Annotated in this window: 14 protein-coding genes; 7 read left to right on the top strand and 7 right to left on the bottom strand. The window is 66.3% G+C overall.

From position 1 onward, the window contains the following. Window positions 1-21 precede the first annotated feature (21 nt). Together AC5P9L_RS05935 and AC5P9L_RS05930 are read left to right on the top strand one after the other, a co-directional pair. Entirely contained in the window at window positions 22-2,181 is a 2,160-nt protein-coding gene (locus tag AC5P9L_RS05935; RefSeq protein ID WP_111203845.1) for a TonB-dependent receptor plug domain-containing protein, read from the top strand. Further along, entirely contained in the window at window positions 2,171-2,731 is a 561-nt protein-coding gene (locus tag AC5P9L_RS05930; RefSeq protein ID WP_164146740.1) for a thioredoxin-like domain-containing protein, read from the top strand. Before AC5P9L_RS05935 ends, AC5P9L_RS05930 begins: the two co-directional genes overlap by 11 nt. Window positions 2,732-2,800: 69 nt before the next feature. Here AC5P9L_RS05930 and mntR read toward each other — a convergent pair whose 3' ends face one another. Beyond that, window positions 2,801-3,271 carry a manganese-binding transcriptional regulator MntR gene (mntR, locus tag AC5P9L_RS05925; RefSeq protein WP_005413716.1) on the bottom strand — a complete coding sequence of 157 codons (471 nt, stop codon included), beginning with the start codon at window positions 3,269-3,271 and terminating at the stop codon, window positions 2,801-2,803. A gap of 117 nt (window positions 3,272-3,388) precedes the next feature. Here mntR and AC5P9L_RS05920 point away from each other — a divergent pair, with 117 nt between their 5' ends. Then, window positions 3,389-4,720 (top strand): Nramp family divalent metal transporter, encoded by a 1,332-nt coding sequence (locus AC5P9L_RS05920; protein WP_227415945.1) that lies wholly within the window; start codon window positions 3,389-3,391, stop codon window positions 4,718-4,720. A 113-nt stretch (window positions 4,721-4,833) separates the two neighbouring features. Here AC5P9L_RS05920 and AC5P9L_RS05915 read toward each other — a convergent pair whose 3' ends face one another. From AC5P9L_RS05915 to AC5P9L_RS05900, 4 genes are all read right to left on the bottom strand, one after another. Beyond that, window positions 4,834-5,160: a thioredoxin family protein gene (locus tag AC5P9L_RS05915; RefSeq protein WP_043035264.1), complete on the bottom strand. Its 327-nt coding sequence runs from the start codon at window positions 5,158-5,160 to the stop codon at window positions 4,834-4,836. After that, window positions 5,132-5,599: a flavodoxin gene (locus AC5P9L_RS05910; protein WP_080334823.1), complete on the bottom strand. Its 468-nt coding sequence runs from the start codon at window positions 5,597-5,599 to the stop codon at window positions 5,132-5,134. Before AC5P9L_RS05910 ends, AC5P9L_RS05915 begins: the two co-directional genes overlap by 29 nt. A 25-nt stretch (window positions 5,600-5,624) precedes the next feature. Beyond that, entirely contained in the window at window positions 5,625-6,665 is a 1,041-nt protein-coding gene (locus AC5P9L_RS05905; RefSeq protein ID WP_005413719.1) for a ribonucleotide-diphosphate reductase subunit beta, read from the bottom strand. Between the two features lie 175 nt (window positions 6,666-6,840). Further along, window positions 6,841-9,204: a ribonucleoside-diphosphate reductase subunit alpha gene (locus AC5P9L_RS05900; protein WP_323162961.1), complete on the bottom strand. Its 2,364-nt coding sequence runs from the start codon at window positions 9,202-9,204 to the stop codon at window positions 6,841-6,843. A 431-nt stretch (window positions 9,205-9,635) separates the two neighbouring features. On the opposite strand from AC5P9L_RS05900, the gene AC5P9L_RS05895 reads away from it, so the two are divergent. Then, window positions 9,636-10,613: a zinc-binding dehydrogenase gene (locus AC5P9L_RS05895; RefSeq protein WP_279915888.1), complete on the top strand. Its 978-nt coding sequence runs from the start codon at window positions 9,636-9,638 to the stop codon at window positions 10,611-10,613. A gap of 332 nt (window positions 10,614-10,945) precedes the next feature. After that, on the top strand, window positions 10,946-13,573 hold the full coding sequence (locus tag AC5P9L_RS05890; RefSeq protein ID WP_060380292.1) for a TonB-dependent receptor: 2,628 nt from the start codon (window positions 10,946-10,948) through the stop codon (window positions 13,571-13,573). Between the two features lie 73 nt (window positions 13,574-13,646). On the opposite strand, the gene betT is transcribed toward AC5P9L_RS05890, so the two are convergent. Together betT and AC5P9L_RS05880 are read right to left on the bottom strand one after the other, a co-directional pair. Then, a complete protein-coding gene (gene betT / locus AC5P9L_RS05885; protein WP_164173254.1) occupies window positions 13,647-15,626 on the bottom strand; it encodes a choline BCCT transporter BetT in 1,980 nt (659 codons plus the stop codon). Between the two features lie 195 nt (window positions 15,627-15,821). Continuing rightward, a complete protein-coding gene (locus tag AC5P9L_RS05880; RefSeq protein ID WP_005413725.1) occupies window positions 15,822-16,211 on the bottom strand; it encodes a VOC family protein in 390 nt (129 codons plus the stop codon). A 150-nt stretch (window positions 16,212-16,361) separates the two neighbouring features. On the opposite strand from AC5P9L_RS05880, the gene AC5P9L_RS05875 reads away from it, so the two are divergent. Together AC5P9L_RS05875 and AC5P9L_RS05870 are read left to right on the top strand one after the other, a co-directional pair. Continuing rightward, entirely contained in the window at window positions 16,362-16,880 is a 519-nt protein-coding gene (locus AC5P9L_RS05875; RefSeq protein ID WP_005409975.1) for a sigma-70 family RNA polymerase sigma factor, read from the top strand. Next, window positions 16,877-17,821: a FecR family protein gene (locus AC5P9L_RS05870; protein WP_065183530.1), complete on the top strand. Its 945-nt coding sequence runs from the start codon at window positions 16,877-16,879 to the stop codon at window positions 17,819-17,821. The genes AC5P9L_RS05875 and AC5P9L_RS05870 overlap by 4 nt, the downstream gene beginning before the upstream one ends. Window positions 17,822-17,878: the final 57 nt, after the last annotated feature.

Here is a 17,878-nt window from a genome sequence, read left to right as displayed (position 1 = left end):
TCCCCCAAGGACGACGCCCCCATGCCCGTTGCCAATCCCCTCTTCCGTCGGCTGCCCTTGGCCGCCGCCATCGCCCTGACCCTGCCGCTGCCCGCACTGGCAACCACACCGAAGCCGACCGAACTGGACCGCGTGCAGGTCAAGGTCAGCACCGCCACCCGCAGCGAACGCCTGCTGTCGGATGTCCCGATCCGCACCGAAGTGCTGCGCAAGGAAGACATCGCGCTGCGCGCGGCCACCGACTTCTCGCGCGCCGCCGAGCTGATCAACGGCCTGCGCGTGGAGAGCAACTGCCAGAACTGCAACACCAGCGAAGTGCAGTTGCTGGGCCTGCCCGGCGCCTACAACCAGCTGTTGTTCGATGGCATTCCGCTGCTGTCCACGCTGGGCAGCGTCTATGGCCTGGAACAGATTCCGGCCGGCTTCGTCGACCGCATCGAAGTGGTCAAGGGCGGTGGCTCGGCGCTGTACGGCCCGGGCGCGGTGGCCGGTGTGATCAACCTGATTCCGCCGCTGCCTGCACGCAGCGGCGGCCATGTGCAGGCCGGCGTGGACGTGCTGAAGGGCACGCCGCAGAAGAATGCCGACGTGCGCCTGGACCTGGTGGCGAAAGACGCCGACGCGGGGCTTTCAGTGATTGCCCAGCGCAACTGGAACAGTGGCATCGACTACAACGGTGACGGCTATACCGAGATCACCCGCAAGAACCTCAAGGTCGGCGGGCTGCAGGCCTGGTATGCGCCCACGCCGGGCACGCGGCTGCGCCTGGACCTGCAGGTGACCGATGAAACCCGGCGTGGCGGCAATCGACTGGACCAGCCGGAATACCTGGCCAACATCGCCGAATCGCTGGATACAAAATACCGCCGCGGCAGCGTGTCGTGGGACCAGGAAATCAATGCCGACGTCGATTTCCGCCTGGCATACGCCTTCGCCGACATCGACCGCGACAGTTTCTACGGCGGTCTGGGCGACGTCGTTACCGATCCCTCAGCGCCCGGCTATGACCCGTCGCAGCTGGACCACAACGTGGCCGGCAGCGCGGCCTCGCGTTCGTGGCGCCAGTACGGTCGCACCCACAACCCGCTGCACTACATCGACAGCCAGTTGAACTGGCGGCTGGGTGCGCATGCGCTGGCCTTCGGCGTGCAGTACAAGCACGAGGCGCTGCGCGACGACAACCGCACCGGTGACGGGCAGCGTATTGCCGTGCTGGAGGATGCCACCTTCCACAACCTGGGCGCCTTCATCCAGGACGAGTGGAGCCTGCGCGACAACGTTGACCTGGTGCTGGGTGCGCGCGTGGACAAGAGCTCGGAGCTGGACAACGCGGTGTTCTCGCCGCGCATCGCGCTGGCCTGGCAGGCCACGCCAAACCTGAAGTGGCGGGCCGGTATCGCCACCGGCTTCCGCGCACCGGAGATCTTCGTCGAGGATGTGCATGTCGATACGCTGGGTGGCGAACAGGTGCGCGTGCGCAACACCGACGGTCTCAAGGAAGAGCGCGCGTTGACCACCCTGTTCGGCTTCGACTGGCGATCGGACCCGGCCAATCCGGTGTGGAGCTGGGATGCCACCGCCTCCTATGCACGAATCCGCGACACCTTCGCACTGGGCGAGATCCAGCGCGGCGATGACGGACAGTTGAGCCAGCTGCGCTACAACGCTTCCGGCTCCAACGTGCTGGGCGCGGAAACCAATCTCGGTTGGCAGCCATCGCCGCAGTGGCGCCTCACCGCGGGTGCATCGTGGTACCGCTCGCGCTTCCGCGAACCGCAGCGCATCTTCGACGACACCGGCGACGGTGGCGACACCGTCATCGAAAGCCGCGACTACCTGAAAACCCCGCGCTGGACCGGCCTGGCCCAGCTCAGCTGGATGCCCGCCGAGCCGTGGGAAACCTTCGTCGCGCTGCGCCATACCGGCCCGATGTCGGTGCTGAACAACCGGCTGGGCGAACTGCACCGCACACGTTCGTTCCTGGTCACCGATCTTGGCGCGCGCTGGCACCGGCATCTGGGCGCACAGGCACAGCAGGAAGTGTCGGTGGCCGCGGGCGTCAAGAACGTGTTCGATCAGCGCCAGAAGGATCTGGAGGTAGGCGCGCTGCGTGACAGCGACTACGTCTACGGGCCGCGTTTCGCGCGCTCGTGGTACGTCAACCTGCGTTATGCGTTCTGAGCCACTACGAGCGCTGTTGCTGGCCTGTGCCCTGCTGCTGGGCGCGCCGGCGATGGCTGCGGACCTGCACGCGCAGGTCTCGGCCTCGCTGATGCGGCCGGAACAGCGCTCGCTGCGGCCGATGCAGTGGACGCCGCCGCCGAAGCTGGTGGCACTGTACTTCGGTGCCGACTGGTGTGCACCGTGCCATGCCTTCGTACCCACGTTGCGCAGCGTACGCGACGCGCTGCGCGAGGCCGGCGCCGATACCGAAGTGGTGTACGTCAGTCTGGATGAGAGCGAGAGTGCGCTGCGCCGCTACATGCACGCGCAGGACATGCCGTGGCCGGTGCTGGACCCGCGCCGCGCCGCGCGCATGCCGGCGCTGCAGGCCCTGGCTGGGCTGGCACCACCGAACCTGGTGCTGATCGATGCCGACGGCAAGGTGCTGGCCAATGGATGGCAAGGGCGACGCTACGAAGGCCTGCAGCCGGTGTTGAAGGAATGGACGAAACGCGCGTGCGCGCAAGCGCAGGCGCGCTGCCCCAACGGCGCCATCCAACCACGGTAGCGCCGGGCCATGCCCGGCGAAAGCCATGAAGGCGGCGACGCGCCCGCCGGGCATGGCCCGGCGCTACCGCTACGGCGCCCCGCCCTCGGCCTTGCGCACGAACGCCTCGAACAGCGCCAGCGTCTGCTCGCTCACATGGTGCTCGATGCCCTCGGCATCACGCCGCGCGGTATCCGCATCCACGCCCAGCGCCAGCAGGAAACGCTCCACGGTCTGGTGCCGCTGGCGGCTGGCATGGGCCAGCGCCTCGCCTTCCGGGGTCAGGAACACGCCACGATACGGGCGCTGCACCACCCAGCCATCACGAGCCAACCGCCGCAGCATCTTCGCCACGGTGGGCTGGGCCACGCCCAGGCGGGTGGCGATATCGACCTGGCGGGCCTCGCCGCCATCGGCCAGCAGGTCCGAGATCAGCTCGACATAGTCCTCCACCAGCTCCATCCGGTGCGCTTCGCGCACTTGCCGGAAGCTCTCGACCTGGCGCTCGGCCTCGATCAAGGGGGTGCTTTTCAGCGATGTCGAATCGTCGGTCTTGCCCACGCCTGCGCCTGTCCTTCCGGTCTACTCCGGGTTTGAAACTGAATTCTGGACCAGTAACGCGATAAAGACGATTGTTTCACATTGCTAATGACTATAGCAGGAGCTATATTCGGACCCATGAACACCCTGGCGCCCCGCGACCCTTCGGCCCCCACCCCGGCCAGCCTGGGTGCGCTCAACGCCTCGGTGGCGGTGCCCGACAAGGGCCATTGGTGGTTCCGCCTGCTGGCCTTCCTCGGCCCGGGCTACATGATCTCTGTCGGCTACATGGACCCGGGTAACTGGGCCACCGACCTCGCCGGCGGTTCGCGCTTCGGCTACCTGCTGCTGTCGGTCATCCTCATCTCCAACCTGATGGCGGTGATCCTGCAGGCGCTGTCGGCGCGGCTCGGCATCGCCACCGGCATGGACCTGGCCCAGGCCTGCCGCGCGCGTTACCCCAAGCCGGTGAACCTGGCGCTGTGGGCGCTGTGCGAGGCGGCGATCATCGCCTGCGACCTGGCCGAGGTGATCGGCACCGCGATCGCACTGAAACTGCTGTTCGACCTGCCGCTGCTGTGGGGCGCGGTGATCACCGCCTTGGACACGCTGCTGGTACTGCTGCTGATGAACCGCGGCTTCCGGGCGCTGGAAGCCTTCGTGATCGCGCTGCTGATGGTGATCTTCGGCTGCTTCATGGTGCAGATCGCGCTGGCCGCACCGCCGGTGATGGACGTGCTGGGCGGCTTCATTCCGCGCGCGCAGGTAGTGACCGATCCGCACGCGCTGTACATCGCGATCGGCATCATTGGTGCCACGGTGATGCCGCACAACCTGTACCTGCATTCGTCGATCGTGCAGACCCGTGCCTACCCGCGCACCGATGAGGGCCGTCGCAGCGCGCTGCGCTGGGCGGTGACCGACAGCACCCTTGCGCTGACCCTGGCACTGTTCATCAACGCCAGCATCCTGATCCTGGCGGCGGCGGTGTTCCATGCCAATGGCCGATTTGATGTGGAAGACATCGAACAAGCCCACCAGCTGCTGGCGCCGATGCTGGGGGTGGGCGCGGCGGCGACGTTGTTCGCAGTGGCCCTGCTGGCGTCGGGCCTGAATTCGACAGTAACCGCCACGCTGGCCGGCCAGATCGTGATGGAAGGTTTCCTGCACCTGCGCCTGCCGCCGTGGCTGCGGCGGCTGATCACGCGCGCACTGGCAATCATTCCGGTGGTGGTGGTGATCATGCTGTTCGGCGACCAGGGCGCGGTAAAGCTGCTGGTGCTGAGCCAGGTGGTGCTGTCGATGCAGCTGCCGTTCGCGATCATCCCACTGGTGCGGATCGTAACCGACAAGATGACGATGGGCGCGTTGGTCGCACCGCGCTTGCTGGGTGCGATTGCCTGGGTGATCGCGCTGGTGATCGTGGTATTGAACGTGAAGCTGCTGGTGGATACCTTCAGCGGCGGGTGATGCCAGATCCAGGGGTTGGACCCAGTAGATCCACGCCATGCGTGGATGCCTTTACACGATGCGGGGTCAGAGCCCTTGCCTCTGGCAAGGGATCCGACCCCACCATCTCCACGCTACAGATGCAACGCGATCGCGGCCTCGATCTGTTGCGGCGACTGGAATCCGGCCAGGCGCGTACGTTCGTCACCGTCACGGAACAGCGACAGCGTCGGCGTCTGCCGCAGCCCCAGCTCCCTGAAGAACGCCTCACCCAGCACTTCCAGCTGCACGCGCAGCAGGGTCGTTCCCTGCCCCGCCGCGCTGTTGGCCACCCGGTGCAACGACATCTCCAGCATCCGGCACCCCGGGCACTGGTCCTTGTGGAAATCCACCAGCACCCGCGGGTGCTCGGCCAGCAGCTGCTGGAACTGCTCAGGCGTGGTGGCGTCGATGATCTGCATCAGTGTTGCTCCAATAGTGGGCCAGGACCGCGTCGGTCCAGGCCTCGATGGCCCCCGCATGGCGTTGCCCATGCGGCATCTGTTCGATTTCCAGCGGCGGATAGTCGCTGCGGAAGTAGCGGATCAGGCGGTGCACGGCGCCGCAGTAGTACTCCTGCCCCCACTGCGTTTCGCCGGTGCCGAACACCGCCAGCTGCCGCGGCCGCTCGCCGCGTTCGGCGATGCCGGCCACCCATGCCTTCATCTCCGACGGCGTGCGGCCGGCGTTGTCGGTCCAGCAGCCCAGCAGCACCAGGTCGGCCTCGTCGGCCGCCAGCGGCGGCGCCTGGCGCAGGTCGTCAGCGTCCTGCCAGTGAACCGCATGACCGGCAGCGCGGCAGCGCTCGGCAATCTGCCGGCCAAGTTCGCGGGTATTGCCGCTCAACGAGGCGACCACCACCAGGATGCTCAGCGCGGCGCCGGACTCACAGGTCGTCGAAGCCGTTGTCGACGTTGGTCTTCTTGTAACTTGCATTGCGCATCTCGAAGAAGTCGGTCTTGGTTTCGGTGAAGTTGTCGGCGTAGGCCTTGATCCACGGCATCACGTTGTCGGTGGTATCGCTGTACAGGCGTTCGATGCCGAGCATGCCGGCCATCTTGTTGGCGCGGTACTTCACGTAGCGCACCATCTCGTCCACGTCGATGCCGTCGATGCCATCCAGCACCTCCGACGACCACTGCGTCTCCAGCTCGATGGCATGCTCGAACGATTGGTGTACGTAGGCGGTCAGTTCATTGGTCTGCAACTCCGGGTTCTCGCCGATGATGGCGCGGATCAGCTCGCTGATGAATTTGGTATGCGCCAGCTCGTCGCGGTTGATGAAGCTGATGATCTTGCCGGTGCCGTTCATGCGGTTCTGCCGCACCATGTTGTAGAAGTACGCGAACCCGGAATAGAAATTGATGCCCTCCAGGATCGAGGACTGGATCAACGACTTGAGCAGAGTCTCGGCGGTCTTCTCGCGCATGAAATCGTCATACGCCCCCATGATCGGTGCATTGCGCTTGATGATGGTCGGGTGGGTGCGGGCGATCTCGAAGATGCGGTTCTGGTTCGGCAGGTCGGTGATCGAGGCCAGCACGTAGCTGTAGCTCTCGTTGTGGATCACTTCCTGCTGCCCGATGATCGCCGCGTTGGCGTGCGCGGCCGGGTCGGTGATGTACTCCGCGACGTTGTAGATGAAGCGCGTCTGCGGTGAATCCAGCGTGGCGAGCAGGCCGATGATCGAGTCGTAGGCGTTCTTCTCGCGCGCGTTCAGCTCACCGTACTGGCGAGCGTCCAGCTTCATGTCGACCTCGTCGGGAATCCAGAAGTTGGTGGACAGTTCCTTGTAGGCCCGATAGAACGACGGATAAGGAATGTCGTTCCAGTTGAGGATGCCGCTGGTCTGGCCGTTGATGATGCCGGTACTGCGGTTGGGATGGCGAGGTTCGAGGATCTTGATGCGGTCGAGGGGAGTTGCCATGGTTTTCTGCCTTCGTTCTCTTTCTATCGTGTTGCCGGCCAGCGGCCGGCACTACCGAAGATCACGGGGTTGCCGGCCAGCGGCCGGCACTACCGAAGATCGCGGGGTTGCCGGCCAGCGGCCGGCACTACCTAAGATCGCGGGATTGCCGGCCAGCGGCCGGCACTACCATTGATCAGCTGGAGCACCACTCGCATTCGCTGATGTCGATGTCGTTGGAGCGCACGTAGTAGGTGGTCTTCAGGCCCTCGCGCCAGGCGCTCAGGTGCAGCTCCAGCAACGTGCTGGCGCGGATGGTGCTGGGCACGTACAGGTTGAAGCTGATCGACTGGTCGACATGGCGCTGGCGGCGCGCGTTCTGGCGCACGCTGGCGAACTGGTCGACCTTGTAGGCACCCTTCTCGTAGTACGGCCAGGTTTCCAGCGACAGGCCCGGCGCCGCCACCGGCCGCCGGAAGTCCTTCTTTTCCTCGTAGTAGAACGCGCTGTAGATCGGGTCGATCGAGGCCGTGGAGCCTGCAATCTGCGCGGTGCTCATGTTCGGCGCCACCGCCAGCAGCCAGCCGTTGCGCAGGCCGTGCGTGGCCACTTCGCGGGCCAGGCTGTCCCACGCGGCGCCACTGTAGTCGCGGTCACGGAAGTAACGCCCGTTGTTCCAGTCGCTGCCCGCGAACATCGGGTAGCTGCCCTTCTCCTTCGCCAGTTGCGCGCTGGCCTGGATGGTCAGGAAGTTGATGCGTTCGTAGAGGCGGTCGGCCAATTCTTCGGCATCCGGTGATTCCCACTGGATTGCCTGCTGCGCCAGCAGGTGGTGCCAACCGAACGTGCCCAGGCCGATGGCGCGGTACTTGCGGTTGGTGATCGTGGCCTGCGGCACCGGCAGCGCATTGAGATCGATCACGTTGTCGAGCATGCGCACCTGGATCGGGATCAGGCGCTCCAGCACGTCGGTGGCCAGCAGGTCATCCGGCGCACTGATCGCCCGGCCGAGGTTGATCGAGGACAGGTTGCAGACCACGAAGTCACCGGCGCGGCGTGTGGTGACGATCTGGTCGCCGCTGACGATCTCCTGGATCATCCGCGTCGGGCTCATGTTCTGCAGGATCTCGGTGCACAGGTTGCTGGAATAGATCATGCCCGCGTGCTTGTTCGGGTTCCGGCGGTTGACCTCGTCGCGGTAGAACAGGAACGGGTTGCCGGTCTCCAGCTGGCTGAGCATGATCCGCTTGAACAGATCGATGGCCTTCACCGTGCGGCGGCTGATGCGCTCGTCGGCCACCAGTTCGGCGTAGCGGTGGCGGAAGCTGCCCGCGCCGCGCTTCTCGTCGTAGAAGTCCTGCAGGTACCAGCCCTTGGCCTGCTTCACCTCGTGCGGGTCGAACAGGTACCAGTCGGCGCGGCGCTCCACCGCTTCCATGAACAGGTCGGGCACGCACACCGAGGTGAACACATCGTGCGCGCGCAGGCGCTGGTCGCCGTTGTTGAGGCGCAGGTCCATGAAGGCTTCGATATCGCGGTGCCAGATGTCCAGGTAAACCGCCACCGCGCCCTTGCGCTGGCCAAGCTGATCAACCGACACCGCGGTGTTGTTGAGCTGCTTGATCCACGGCACGACGCCGCCGGACGAATTGGCCACGCCGCGGATCGGTGCGCCGCTGCTGCGCACATAGCCCAGGTAGGCGCCAACGCCGCCGCCATGCTTGGACACGCGGGCGATATCGGTGTTGGAGTCATAGATGCCCTGCAGGCTGTCGTCCACCGTGTCGATGAAGCAGCTGGACAGTTGCCCCCCCACCTTGCCGGCATTGGCCAGGGTCGGTGTGGCCACGGTCATGTACAGGTTGGACAGCGCCCAGTACGCCTCGCCGACCAGCTGCATGCGCCGCTCACGCGGCTTTTCCTCCTGCATGAGGTACAGCGCGATGGTCAGCCAACGCTCCTGTGGCAGCTCGTAGACCTCGCGGCTGCGGTCGCTGGCCAGATAGCGCGTGGCCAGCAGGTACAGGCCGTTGTAGGCGAACAGCCGGTCGCGTTTCGGATCGATCATCTCGCCGGCCTGCTGCAGCTCTTCCTTCGAATAGCAGCGCAGGATGTCGTTGCTGTAGATGCCGCGGTCGGCCAGGCTTTCCTGCAGGCCCACATACGAGCCGTACTTCAGACCGACGTCGTAGAAGCGGTTGCGGCTGGCGCGCTTGTACAGGCGGCGCAGGTAGATGCGTGCGGCAAACTGTTCCCACTCGGGTGCAACCAGGTCCACCCGCGACTCGGCCTCGCGGATCAGCAGATCGACCAGGTCATCGGCGCTGATGCTCGGTTTGCGTTCGACCATCGACTGCACTACGCGGCGATAGTCGCTCACGTCCAGCTGCGGGAACTCGGCATGCACGGCGTCGATGCTGCGCTGCAGGCGCTCGGCCTCGAACGGCAGGCGACGGTTGCCGGCCTCCTTGGTGATCCAGGTCGGCACGCGCTCGCCACCGGCGCGCAAGGCGTCGCCAGCGCCGGCCAGATCGGCCACGCGGAAGGTACTGTCGGTCATGGTGGTGAAACTCCAGGCTCGCACGCGCTTTGGCGGTCGATGCCATGGCGGCCCTGAACGCGATACCGGCGCACGGGGCGAACGGGTGGATTGCCAGGGCACGGGAACGTAGGTCGTCGGCATCTGCCTGCGCCTGCGGCCGGTATCCGGGCCGTGGGGGCGACCTGCGTCCGCACGATGGCGGCCGCGTCGACACGGCAAGCCTTCAGGGGCGGGCCGCGGGACGTTTGCTGCATGTCCGGCGGCGGCGGCTGACCGGGAGTGACGGCCACAACATAGTGGGGATATCCGAACTCGTCAACACAAGATGCGGTAATCAATACATGTCGCGACGATCAGTCGCAGGATGCCGTGTTGCACGTGCGGCGCCTTGTCGACAGCGCCTGCGTCCCCAGTTCGGTACAACATCAACTTTCCCCGGAACACCGCCCATGCGCGCTGCCCAGTACCCCTCCTTCGGCGATCCGGCCGACGTCCTTGCCATTGCCGATGCGCCGCTGCCCGAGCCCGGCCCCGGCGAGGTGCGCATCCGCACCGTGCTGGCCTCGATCCACAACCACGACCTGCTGACCGTGCGCGGCCTGTACGGCTACAAACCGACCCTGCCGGCGATCGGTGGCAGTGAAGCACTGGGCGTGATCGATGCACTCGGCGATGGCGTCGACGGCCTGCAGGTCGGCCAGCGGGTGGCCGCTGCCTCGGTGCACGGCACCTGGGCCGAAGCGTTCATTGCGCCGGCACGCATGGTGATTCCGATGCCGGAGGCGATCCCGGACGAAATGGCCGCGCAGCTGATTGCCATGCCGCTGAGCGCGCTGATGCTGCTGGAGTTCCTGCACGTCGAGCCGGGCCAGTGGATCGTGCAGAACACCGCCAACGGCGCGGTGGGCAAGTCGCTGGCGATGCTGGCGCGGGCGCGTGGCGTGCATGTGGCCAACCTGGTGCGCAATGCTGATGCGGTCGCGCAGCTGCAGGCGCTGGGCATCGATCATGTATTCGACACCTCGCTGGACGGCTGGAAGGATCGCGTGCGTGAGGCGACCGGCGAAGCACAGGCCGCGGCCGCGGTGGATTCCATCGGCGGCGACGCCAGCGGTGACCTGGTCGACCTGCTCGGCCACCACGGCACGCTGGTGTCGTTCGGTGTGATGAGCGGCGAACCGATGCGCATCCCGTCCGGCGGCCTGATCTACAAGGAGGCCACGGTGAAGGGCTTCTGGGGCAGCAAGGTCAGCCAGGCGATGGCGGTGGAGGACAAGCGCCGGCTGGTTGGCGAACTGCTGAAGCGTGCGGCGAGCGGCGAACTGACCCTGCCGGTGGAGCAGATCTTCGCACTGGACGACATCGCCCAGGCAGCGAAGGCCGGCGCCGGTTCGGGCCGTAACGGCAAGGTGTTGCTGCGGCCTTGATGCCTCAGCGGATGGCGCTGCACCGGTAATGGCGCTGTCCCGGTATGGCGCTGTCCCGGTAGAGTCGACTGTCAGTCGACTCTCGCGCGTAGCGTGGGGGGATAAGGCTTCTTTCCACAGGGAAAGGGCTGTGACCCTGCAGGGTGTGCGGACCAACGGTCCGCACCCACCAAAGATCGGTCCCGCACCCACCGAGTGGGTCTGCTCCAACGGAGGCACCGACTTTCGTTAAGAACCTGTGATGTATAACTGAATGCGCTTTCGTCATTGGAAGGCGCACGTGCCTGCGTGCGGTACTGACGGCTCCTCCCCCGTTCGGCGTTGTCGCTTCCATGTACCGCACCACCCTGAACCTGCTTGCCGGCGCGATCGCGCTGGGCCTCACCGCCGGCGCTGCCGGCGCCGCTGAATCCGCCGATACTGGCAAGGACAGCACCACCCTCGGCGCCGTGCTGGTGACCGGCTCCAACATCAAGCGCAGCGATACCGCCGGGCCGAATCCGGTGCAGATCGTCAGCCGCGAACAGATCGAGCAGACCGGCCGCTCCACCCTCACCGACGTGCTGCGCAACCTGTCGGCCAATGCCGGCAACAGCTTCGACGAGCAGTACACCGGCAGTTTCGCCGCCGGCTCGGCCTCGATCGGCCTGCGTGGCCTGTCGCCGAAGAACACACTGGTGCTGGTCAACGGCTATCGTGTGTCCAACTTCGGCTTTGCGCTCAACACCCAGGACACCTTCGTCGACCTCAACGCGCTGCCGATCAGCGCAGTGGAACGCATCGAAGTGCTGAAGGATGGCGCCTCGGCGGTGTACGGTTCCGATGCCATCGCCGGCGTCATCAACATCATCCTGCGAAAGAACTTCCAGGGCGTGGAAGTCGGCGGCGGCTTCGGTACCGCCACCCAAGGCGGCCTGAACGAGCGTAAGGTCAACCTGCTGGCTGGCTTCGGTGACCTCGAACAGCAGGGCTGGAACGTGCTGTTCGGGCTGGACCTGCTCAAGCGTGATCGCCTCGACGCCGACCAGCGTGCCTACACCCGCAGCGGCGATTTCCGCGACAAGCCCGGCGGTCGCCTGGCCGGTTGGTCCACCGCCGGTGGCAACTGGCTGTCCAACCCGCGCGCACCGCAACCGTTCGCCAACTGCCCGGATGGCAGCCAGCTGCGCCCGTACAGCGATTTCGGCAGCACCCTGCCCGGCCAGGCCTGCGCCTTCAACGCGCAGCCGTTCAAGACCCTGCAGCCCGGCGCCGAGCGCCTGCAGGCGTCGTTGAGCGCGACCTACCGCTTCAACGACAGCGTCGAGGCGTTCGCCGATGTCCTGTACAGCCACAACAAGGCCGACCAGATCTTCAGCGCGCCGCTGACCGTCGGCCCGGGCCTGCGCGCGTACAACCCGGCCACCGGCACCCTGATCGACGTGCCGGCGGTGCTGCCGGTCGGCCACCCGAACAATCCGGGCAGCACGCCACTGCCGTTCGAGTACACCTTCTTCGACCTCGGCCCGCGCCTGAAGGACAACACGCAGGTGTTCTACCGCGCCTTGGCCGGCGTGCGTGGCAGCGGCGAGCGATGGGACTGGGAAGTGGCGGCGCTGACCTCGCAAAGCTCGCAGCGCGAATACGTCGACAACTTCGTCAACCGCTACGCGTTCGAGCAGATCCTGCGCGATGGCAACTACAACTTCCTCAACCCGTCCAGCACGCCGGGGGCGCTGGATGCACTGCGCCTGCAGACCAAGCGTCCGGGCTGGTACAAGCTGCATTCGTTGAACGTGAAGGCCTCGACCTCGCTGTGGGAGCTACCGGCCGGTGCGGTCGGCTTCGCCTGGGGTGCCGAGTTCCGCAAGGAATCACTGGACGCGCGCACCAGTGCGCAGGTGCTGTCGGGCACCGAGCTGCGCCCGGCCATCAACGTGGTCAACGGCGAGCGCCAGGTCAGCGCCGCCTACGCCGAACTGAGCGTGCCGCTGCACCGCACGCTGGAGCTGCAGGTGGCCGGTCGTGGCGACCACTATGACGACTTCGGCAACGCGTTCTCGCCGAAGGTGGCGCTGCGCTGGCAGCCGCTGGACAGCTTGCTGCTGCGTGGTTCGTTCTCGCGTGGCTTCCGCGCGCCTTCGCTGCCGGAGATCGCGCCGGGCCAGACCGTCAGCTATGGCTCGGTGATCGATCCGCTGGATCCGTTGCAGCCCGGTGGCAGCCGTGGCGTGACCAACATCCGCACCGGCAATCCGGACCTGAAGGCCGAACGCTCGCGCAACTTCAACGTGGGCGCGGTGTGGTCGCCCGATGGCGATACCAGCATCGGCCTGGACTGGTACCGCATCGAGCAGGACAACCTGGTCAAGCCGGACAGCGCGCAGTTCATCGTCGACAACCCGACGCTGTTCCCCGGCCGCGTGCAGCGTGATGCACAGGGACGCATCCAGTTCATCACCAACCAGTATGCCAACCAGGGCGAACTGACCACCTCGGGCCTGGACCTGGAAGCCAACCGCACCTTCCGCACCGAAGGCTGGGGCAACTTCACCGTGGCCGGCAGCTGGACCCATCTGCTCAGCTTCAAGCAGCCGCTGGTGGCCGGTCAGGCACCGTATGAAGGGGCCGGCAACAACCGCCACGGCGCACTGCCGCGCACCCGCGGCACTACGTCGCTGAACTGGGCAGTGGGCGACTGGAGCAGCACGCTGAGCCTGCAGTACGTGAGCGGCTATGACCAGCGCGTGGCGACAGCGACCAGCAACCCCGGCCTGCGTGATCGCATCAAGCCGTATCACCAGCTGGACCTGTACGTGGCGTACGAAGGGATTCCCAACACCACGCTGTCGCTGTCGGTGCTGAACCTGACCGACAAGGACCCGCCGTTCGACCCGGCCGGTGGCTCCAATGGTTTCGACATCAGCCAGTACAACCTGCGCGGGCAGTTCGTTTCGCTGGGGGCGCGCTACCGGTTCTGATGCGCCACCTGCAGAGCCGAGCATGGGCTCGGCTCTGCAGGGGTGTGCGGACCAACGGTCCGCACCCACCGCATCACCGGCTCAGGTGCAGGAACTGCAGGTGCCGTTCGTACTGGCTGATGATGTCGTTGATGATCTGCTTGCGGCTGTAGCCCACCAGGTCGTAGTCCTGGCTGCCTTCGAACAGATGCACTTCAGCGCGGTAGTAGCGCTGGTTGCGCAGCTGCTGGGCGGCGAACGACGGGGTCAGGTAGCCGCTCAGGATCACTCGGTACAGGAAGTCCTGCTGCTCGCCGTGATTGACCGTCAGCTCCATGTCGCCGGCCTCGAAGCGGGTGGATACATCCCAACCCTGCCCGCGCAGCTGTTCGGCCACCGCTTCCATCGCCGGCTTCACCGTATCGTCCATGAAGCGGTAGACCTGGTCGCGCACCGGGAAGTGCATGGCCTGGCTCAGGCGCTGACGCCAGCCCTGGTGATGGCGATCGTCGCCGATCAGCGGCGAGGGCCGGTACTGCAGCGCGCGCTTGCGGTGCGACTCGTCACTGAAGGCGCGGGTCAGCCCCCACATCATCAGCAGCAGCACCGCCGAGAACGGCAGCGACGCCAGCACCACCGCAGATTTGAGCGCATCGATGCTCCCAGCCAGCAGCAGCCCGGCGGTCAGTACGGCGATCACCGTGCCCCAGAACACACGCAGCCAACGCGGACCATCATCCTCCGGTGCACCGCCATGCGAGGACAGCGTGGACAACACCACCGCCCCCGAGTCGGCCGAGGTCACAAAGAAAATGAAGCTGACCAGCACCGTCACCGCGATCACCGTGCGGCTCCACGGGTAGCCATCCAACAACGCGTAGAGCACCGTCGGTGGATCATCCACCGCCAGCTGTGCCAACTGCTGCTGGCCGTGGTGCAGGACCTGGTCCAGCGCGCTGTTGCCGAAGATCGACAGCCAGGCCAGGGTGAAGCCCAGCGGGATCAGCAGCACGCCGAACACGAATTCGCGGATGGTGCGGCCACGTGAGATGCGCGCGATGAACAGGCCGACGAACGGCGCCCAGCCGATCCACCACGCCCAGTAGAACACCGTCCAGCCGCCCAGCCATTCGGGGCGGCCGCCGTAGGCATACACATCAAAACTCTTGCCGACCACGCTGCCCAGGTAGTCGCCCAGGTTCTGCATCAGCGTGCTGAACAGGTACTGCGTCGGCCCGGCAAACAGCATGAACAGCACCAGCGCGATCGCCAGCAGCATGTTGATGTTGGCCATCCAGCGCACGCCCTTCTCCACGCCGGAGACGGCCACGGCCACCGCCGCGCCCATCATGCTGACCACCAGGATGATCTGCACCAGGTTGGAATGCGGGATGTTGAACAGGTGCGACAGGCCGGCGTTGAGATGCAGCACGCCGAAGCCCATGTCGGCGCCGATGCCGAACACGGTAGCGACAATTCCCAGCGCGTCCACGGTGTAGCCGATCGGGCCATTGATGCGCTTGCCGATCAACGGGTACAGCGCCGAGCGCAGGGCCAGCGGCAGGTTGTGGCGGTAGGCGAAGTAGGCCATCGCCATCGCCGCCAGCGCGAACACACCCCAGCCGTGCAGGCCCCAGTGCAGGAACAGCAGCTGCATGGCCTGGCGCGCGCCGGCCTCGCCCGCGGCCGGATCGCCCTGCGGCGGCTGCAGGTAGTGGGTCAGCGGTTCGGAAACGCAGAAGAAGAACAGGGTGATGCTGATGCCGGCAGCGAACAGCATGCCGGCCCAGGAAAGGTAGCTGAACTCCGGCTCGTCATGGTCGGCGCCGAGCTTGATGCCACCGTACTTGGACAGCGCCACGCCGACCACGAACACCAGGTAGAGGGTCATCGCCAGCAGGTAATACCAGCCGACATTGAGTGCGGCCCAGTCCTGTGCCTTCAGCAGAAGGCGGCCCGCACCAAGCGGGAACAGGCTGACGAACAGCGCGAACGCCACGACAACGATCGCCGCGAAGGCGAACACAGGCCGAAGGGTGCGCACCGGGGATTGTTGCGGCTCCAGTACATCCATGGGGCGGCGTTCTCCGGTAGATCAAAGGGTTAGCCGGTCGATTCTGGCTGAACCGCAGTGGACAGAGCATGAAGTTGCGGCCTGTGGTCACAGGCCCGGCCCGCCATTCCGTGTTATCACGCGCGCGCCGAAGCGTACCTGCGAGCGCAGCCGCGCGCGGACCGCGTGCATCGCGGCCACGCGCGTACTGTCCAATCACGACATCACATGCACCACATGCACCGCGCACAGCTTGTTGCCGTCCGGGTCGCGCAGGTAGGCCAGGAACAGCTGGCGCCCGGCCATGCTGCGGATGCCAGCCGGGTCTTCGATGGCCGTACCGCCATGGGCCACGCCAGCATCCTGCCAACCGCGCACGGCCTCGGCACTGTCGAGGGTGAAACCAATGGTGCCGCCGTTGGCATGGCATGCAGGCTGCCCATCGATGGGCGCGGTGACGCCGAACATCCGCCCATCCTTGAAGTACAGCAGCCGACCCTTTTCGTCGAACACACCCGGACGTGCCCCCATCGCGGCGAACAGGGCATCGTAGAAGCGGCGCGCGGCATCCATGTCGTTCGTTCCTACGGTGATGTGGCTGAACATGCGGGCACTCCTTGTGGAAAGCCGCAGTGTCGGCGAGCACGCCGGGCATCGCAAATCCGGCGATCTCTCCTGCTGCGGCATGCGCAGGATTTGTCGTGCGCCGCCCGATCGCCCTATAATAGGAATCATTCTCATTAATGACCCGTGCCGATGGCCGTGCCCGCCGCCTCCAGCACCGCGCTGGCGGGGTTCTACCGCGAACACCATGGCTGGCTGCTGGGCTGGCTGCGCCGCCGCACCCACAACGCCGACTGCGCCGCCGACCTGACCCAGGACACCTTCCTGCGCCTGCTCAGCCGGCGCGTCGATCCGTCCGAACTGCGCCTGCCGCGCGCCTATCTCAGCACCATCGCGCACGCGCTGCTGGTCAACCACTGGCAGCGCGCGGACCTGGAGCGCGCCTATCTGACCGCGCTGGCCGCACAACCGGAGCCGGTGCATCCCTCTGCGGAGGAGCGTACGCAGGCGCTGCAGCTGCTGCATGCCATCGCTGACATGCTGTCCGGCCTGGCCGAGCGGCCACGGCGTGCCTTCCTGCTGGCCCGGCTGTCCGGACTGGGCTATGCGGAGATCGGCCAACAGCTGGGCGTGTCCGAGCGCATGGTCAAGAAGTACATGGCGCAGGCGATGCTGCATTGCCTGCGCCTGTCCGGCGACGCGGCGGCATGAGCGCGGCAGTGGCCGGCCCGGCGCTGGAGCAGGCGGCAGAGTGGTTCGCGCTGCGCCAACAGGGCTGGAGCGACGACGACCAGCAACACTGGCGTGCGTGGCTGCAGGCCGACGCCGGTCACGCCGACGCCTGGCGCCGGGTCGAGGCGGTCTGGCAGTCGTTCGCCCCGCTGTCGGCACCGGCGGCAGCAACGGCGCTCGATGCCGCCGGCCATCGCCGCCGCCGCGCGCTTCGCAGTCTCGGCGGCGCACTCGGCATCGGTGCGGTCTCGCTTCTCGGCCTGCACGGGCTGCAGGCGCAGCGCCACCTGCAGACGCAACGCACCGCTGCCGGGCGCACCGGTCATTGGACGCTGGCCGATGGCAGCCAGTTGTGGCTCAACGCCGGCAGCGAAGTGACCGTCGACATCGGCAACGGCAACCGCGCCCTGCATCTGCTGCGCGGCGAACTGCTGCTGCAGACCGGCCACCACCCCGCATTCGTCGGCCTGCCCCTGGCCGTGCATGTACCCGGCGCGCGCCTGCAGCCGATCGGAACCCGCTTCGCGGTCGGCCGCGAAGCGCAGCACAGCCGGTTGGACGTGTTCGAGGGCGTGGTGCGGTGCCTGCCGATGTTCGGCGCGGCGCTGGATGTGCCTGCGGGAAGTGCGCTGCAGATCGGACCGATGGGGGGGCTCACAACGGTCGCTGCCGATCCTCTGCGCGGCGACTGGCAGGACGGACGCCTGCAGGTGCAGGACACGCAACTGATCCGGGTGATCGACGAACTGGCCCGTCACCATCGGGGCTATCTGGGCTGCGATCCGGCACTGTCCGCATTGAATGTCACCGCGGTATTGCCGCGCCTGGACAGCCTGCAGGCCCTGAAACTGCTGGCGCGCGCCCTGCCGATCCGCATCGAGCAGCGCTGGCCATGGTGGACCGTTGTGCGTCCGCGTTGAAATCGCGGTTCCCTTTCTGCGCGCTCGGCGGGCACTACAAGGGAACCCATTGCGGAT

This window comes from Stenotrophomonas sp. YJH_SMC_64 (genome assembly GCF_059371375.1).
Note: the sequence above shows the minus strand (reverse complement) of the source record. Positions and strands in the feature narration are given on the sequence as shown.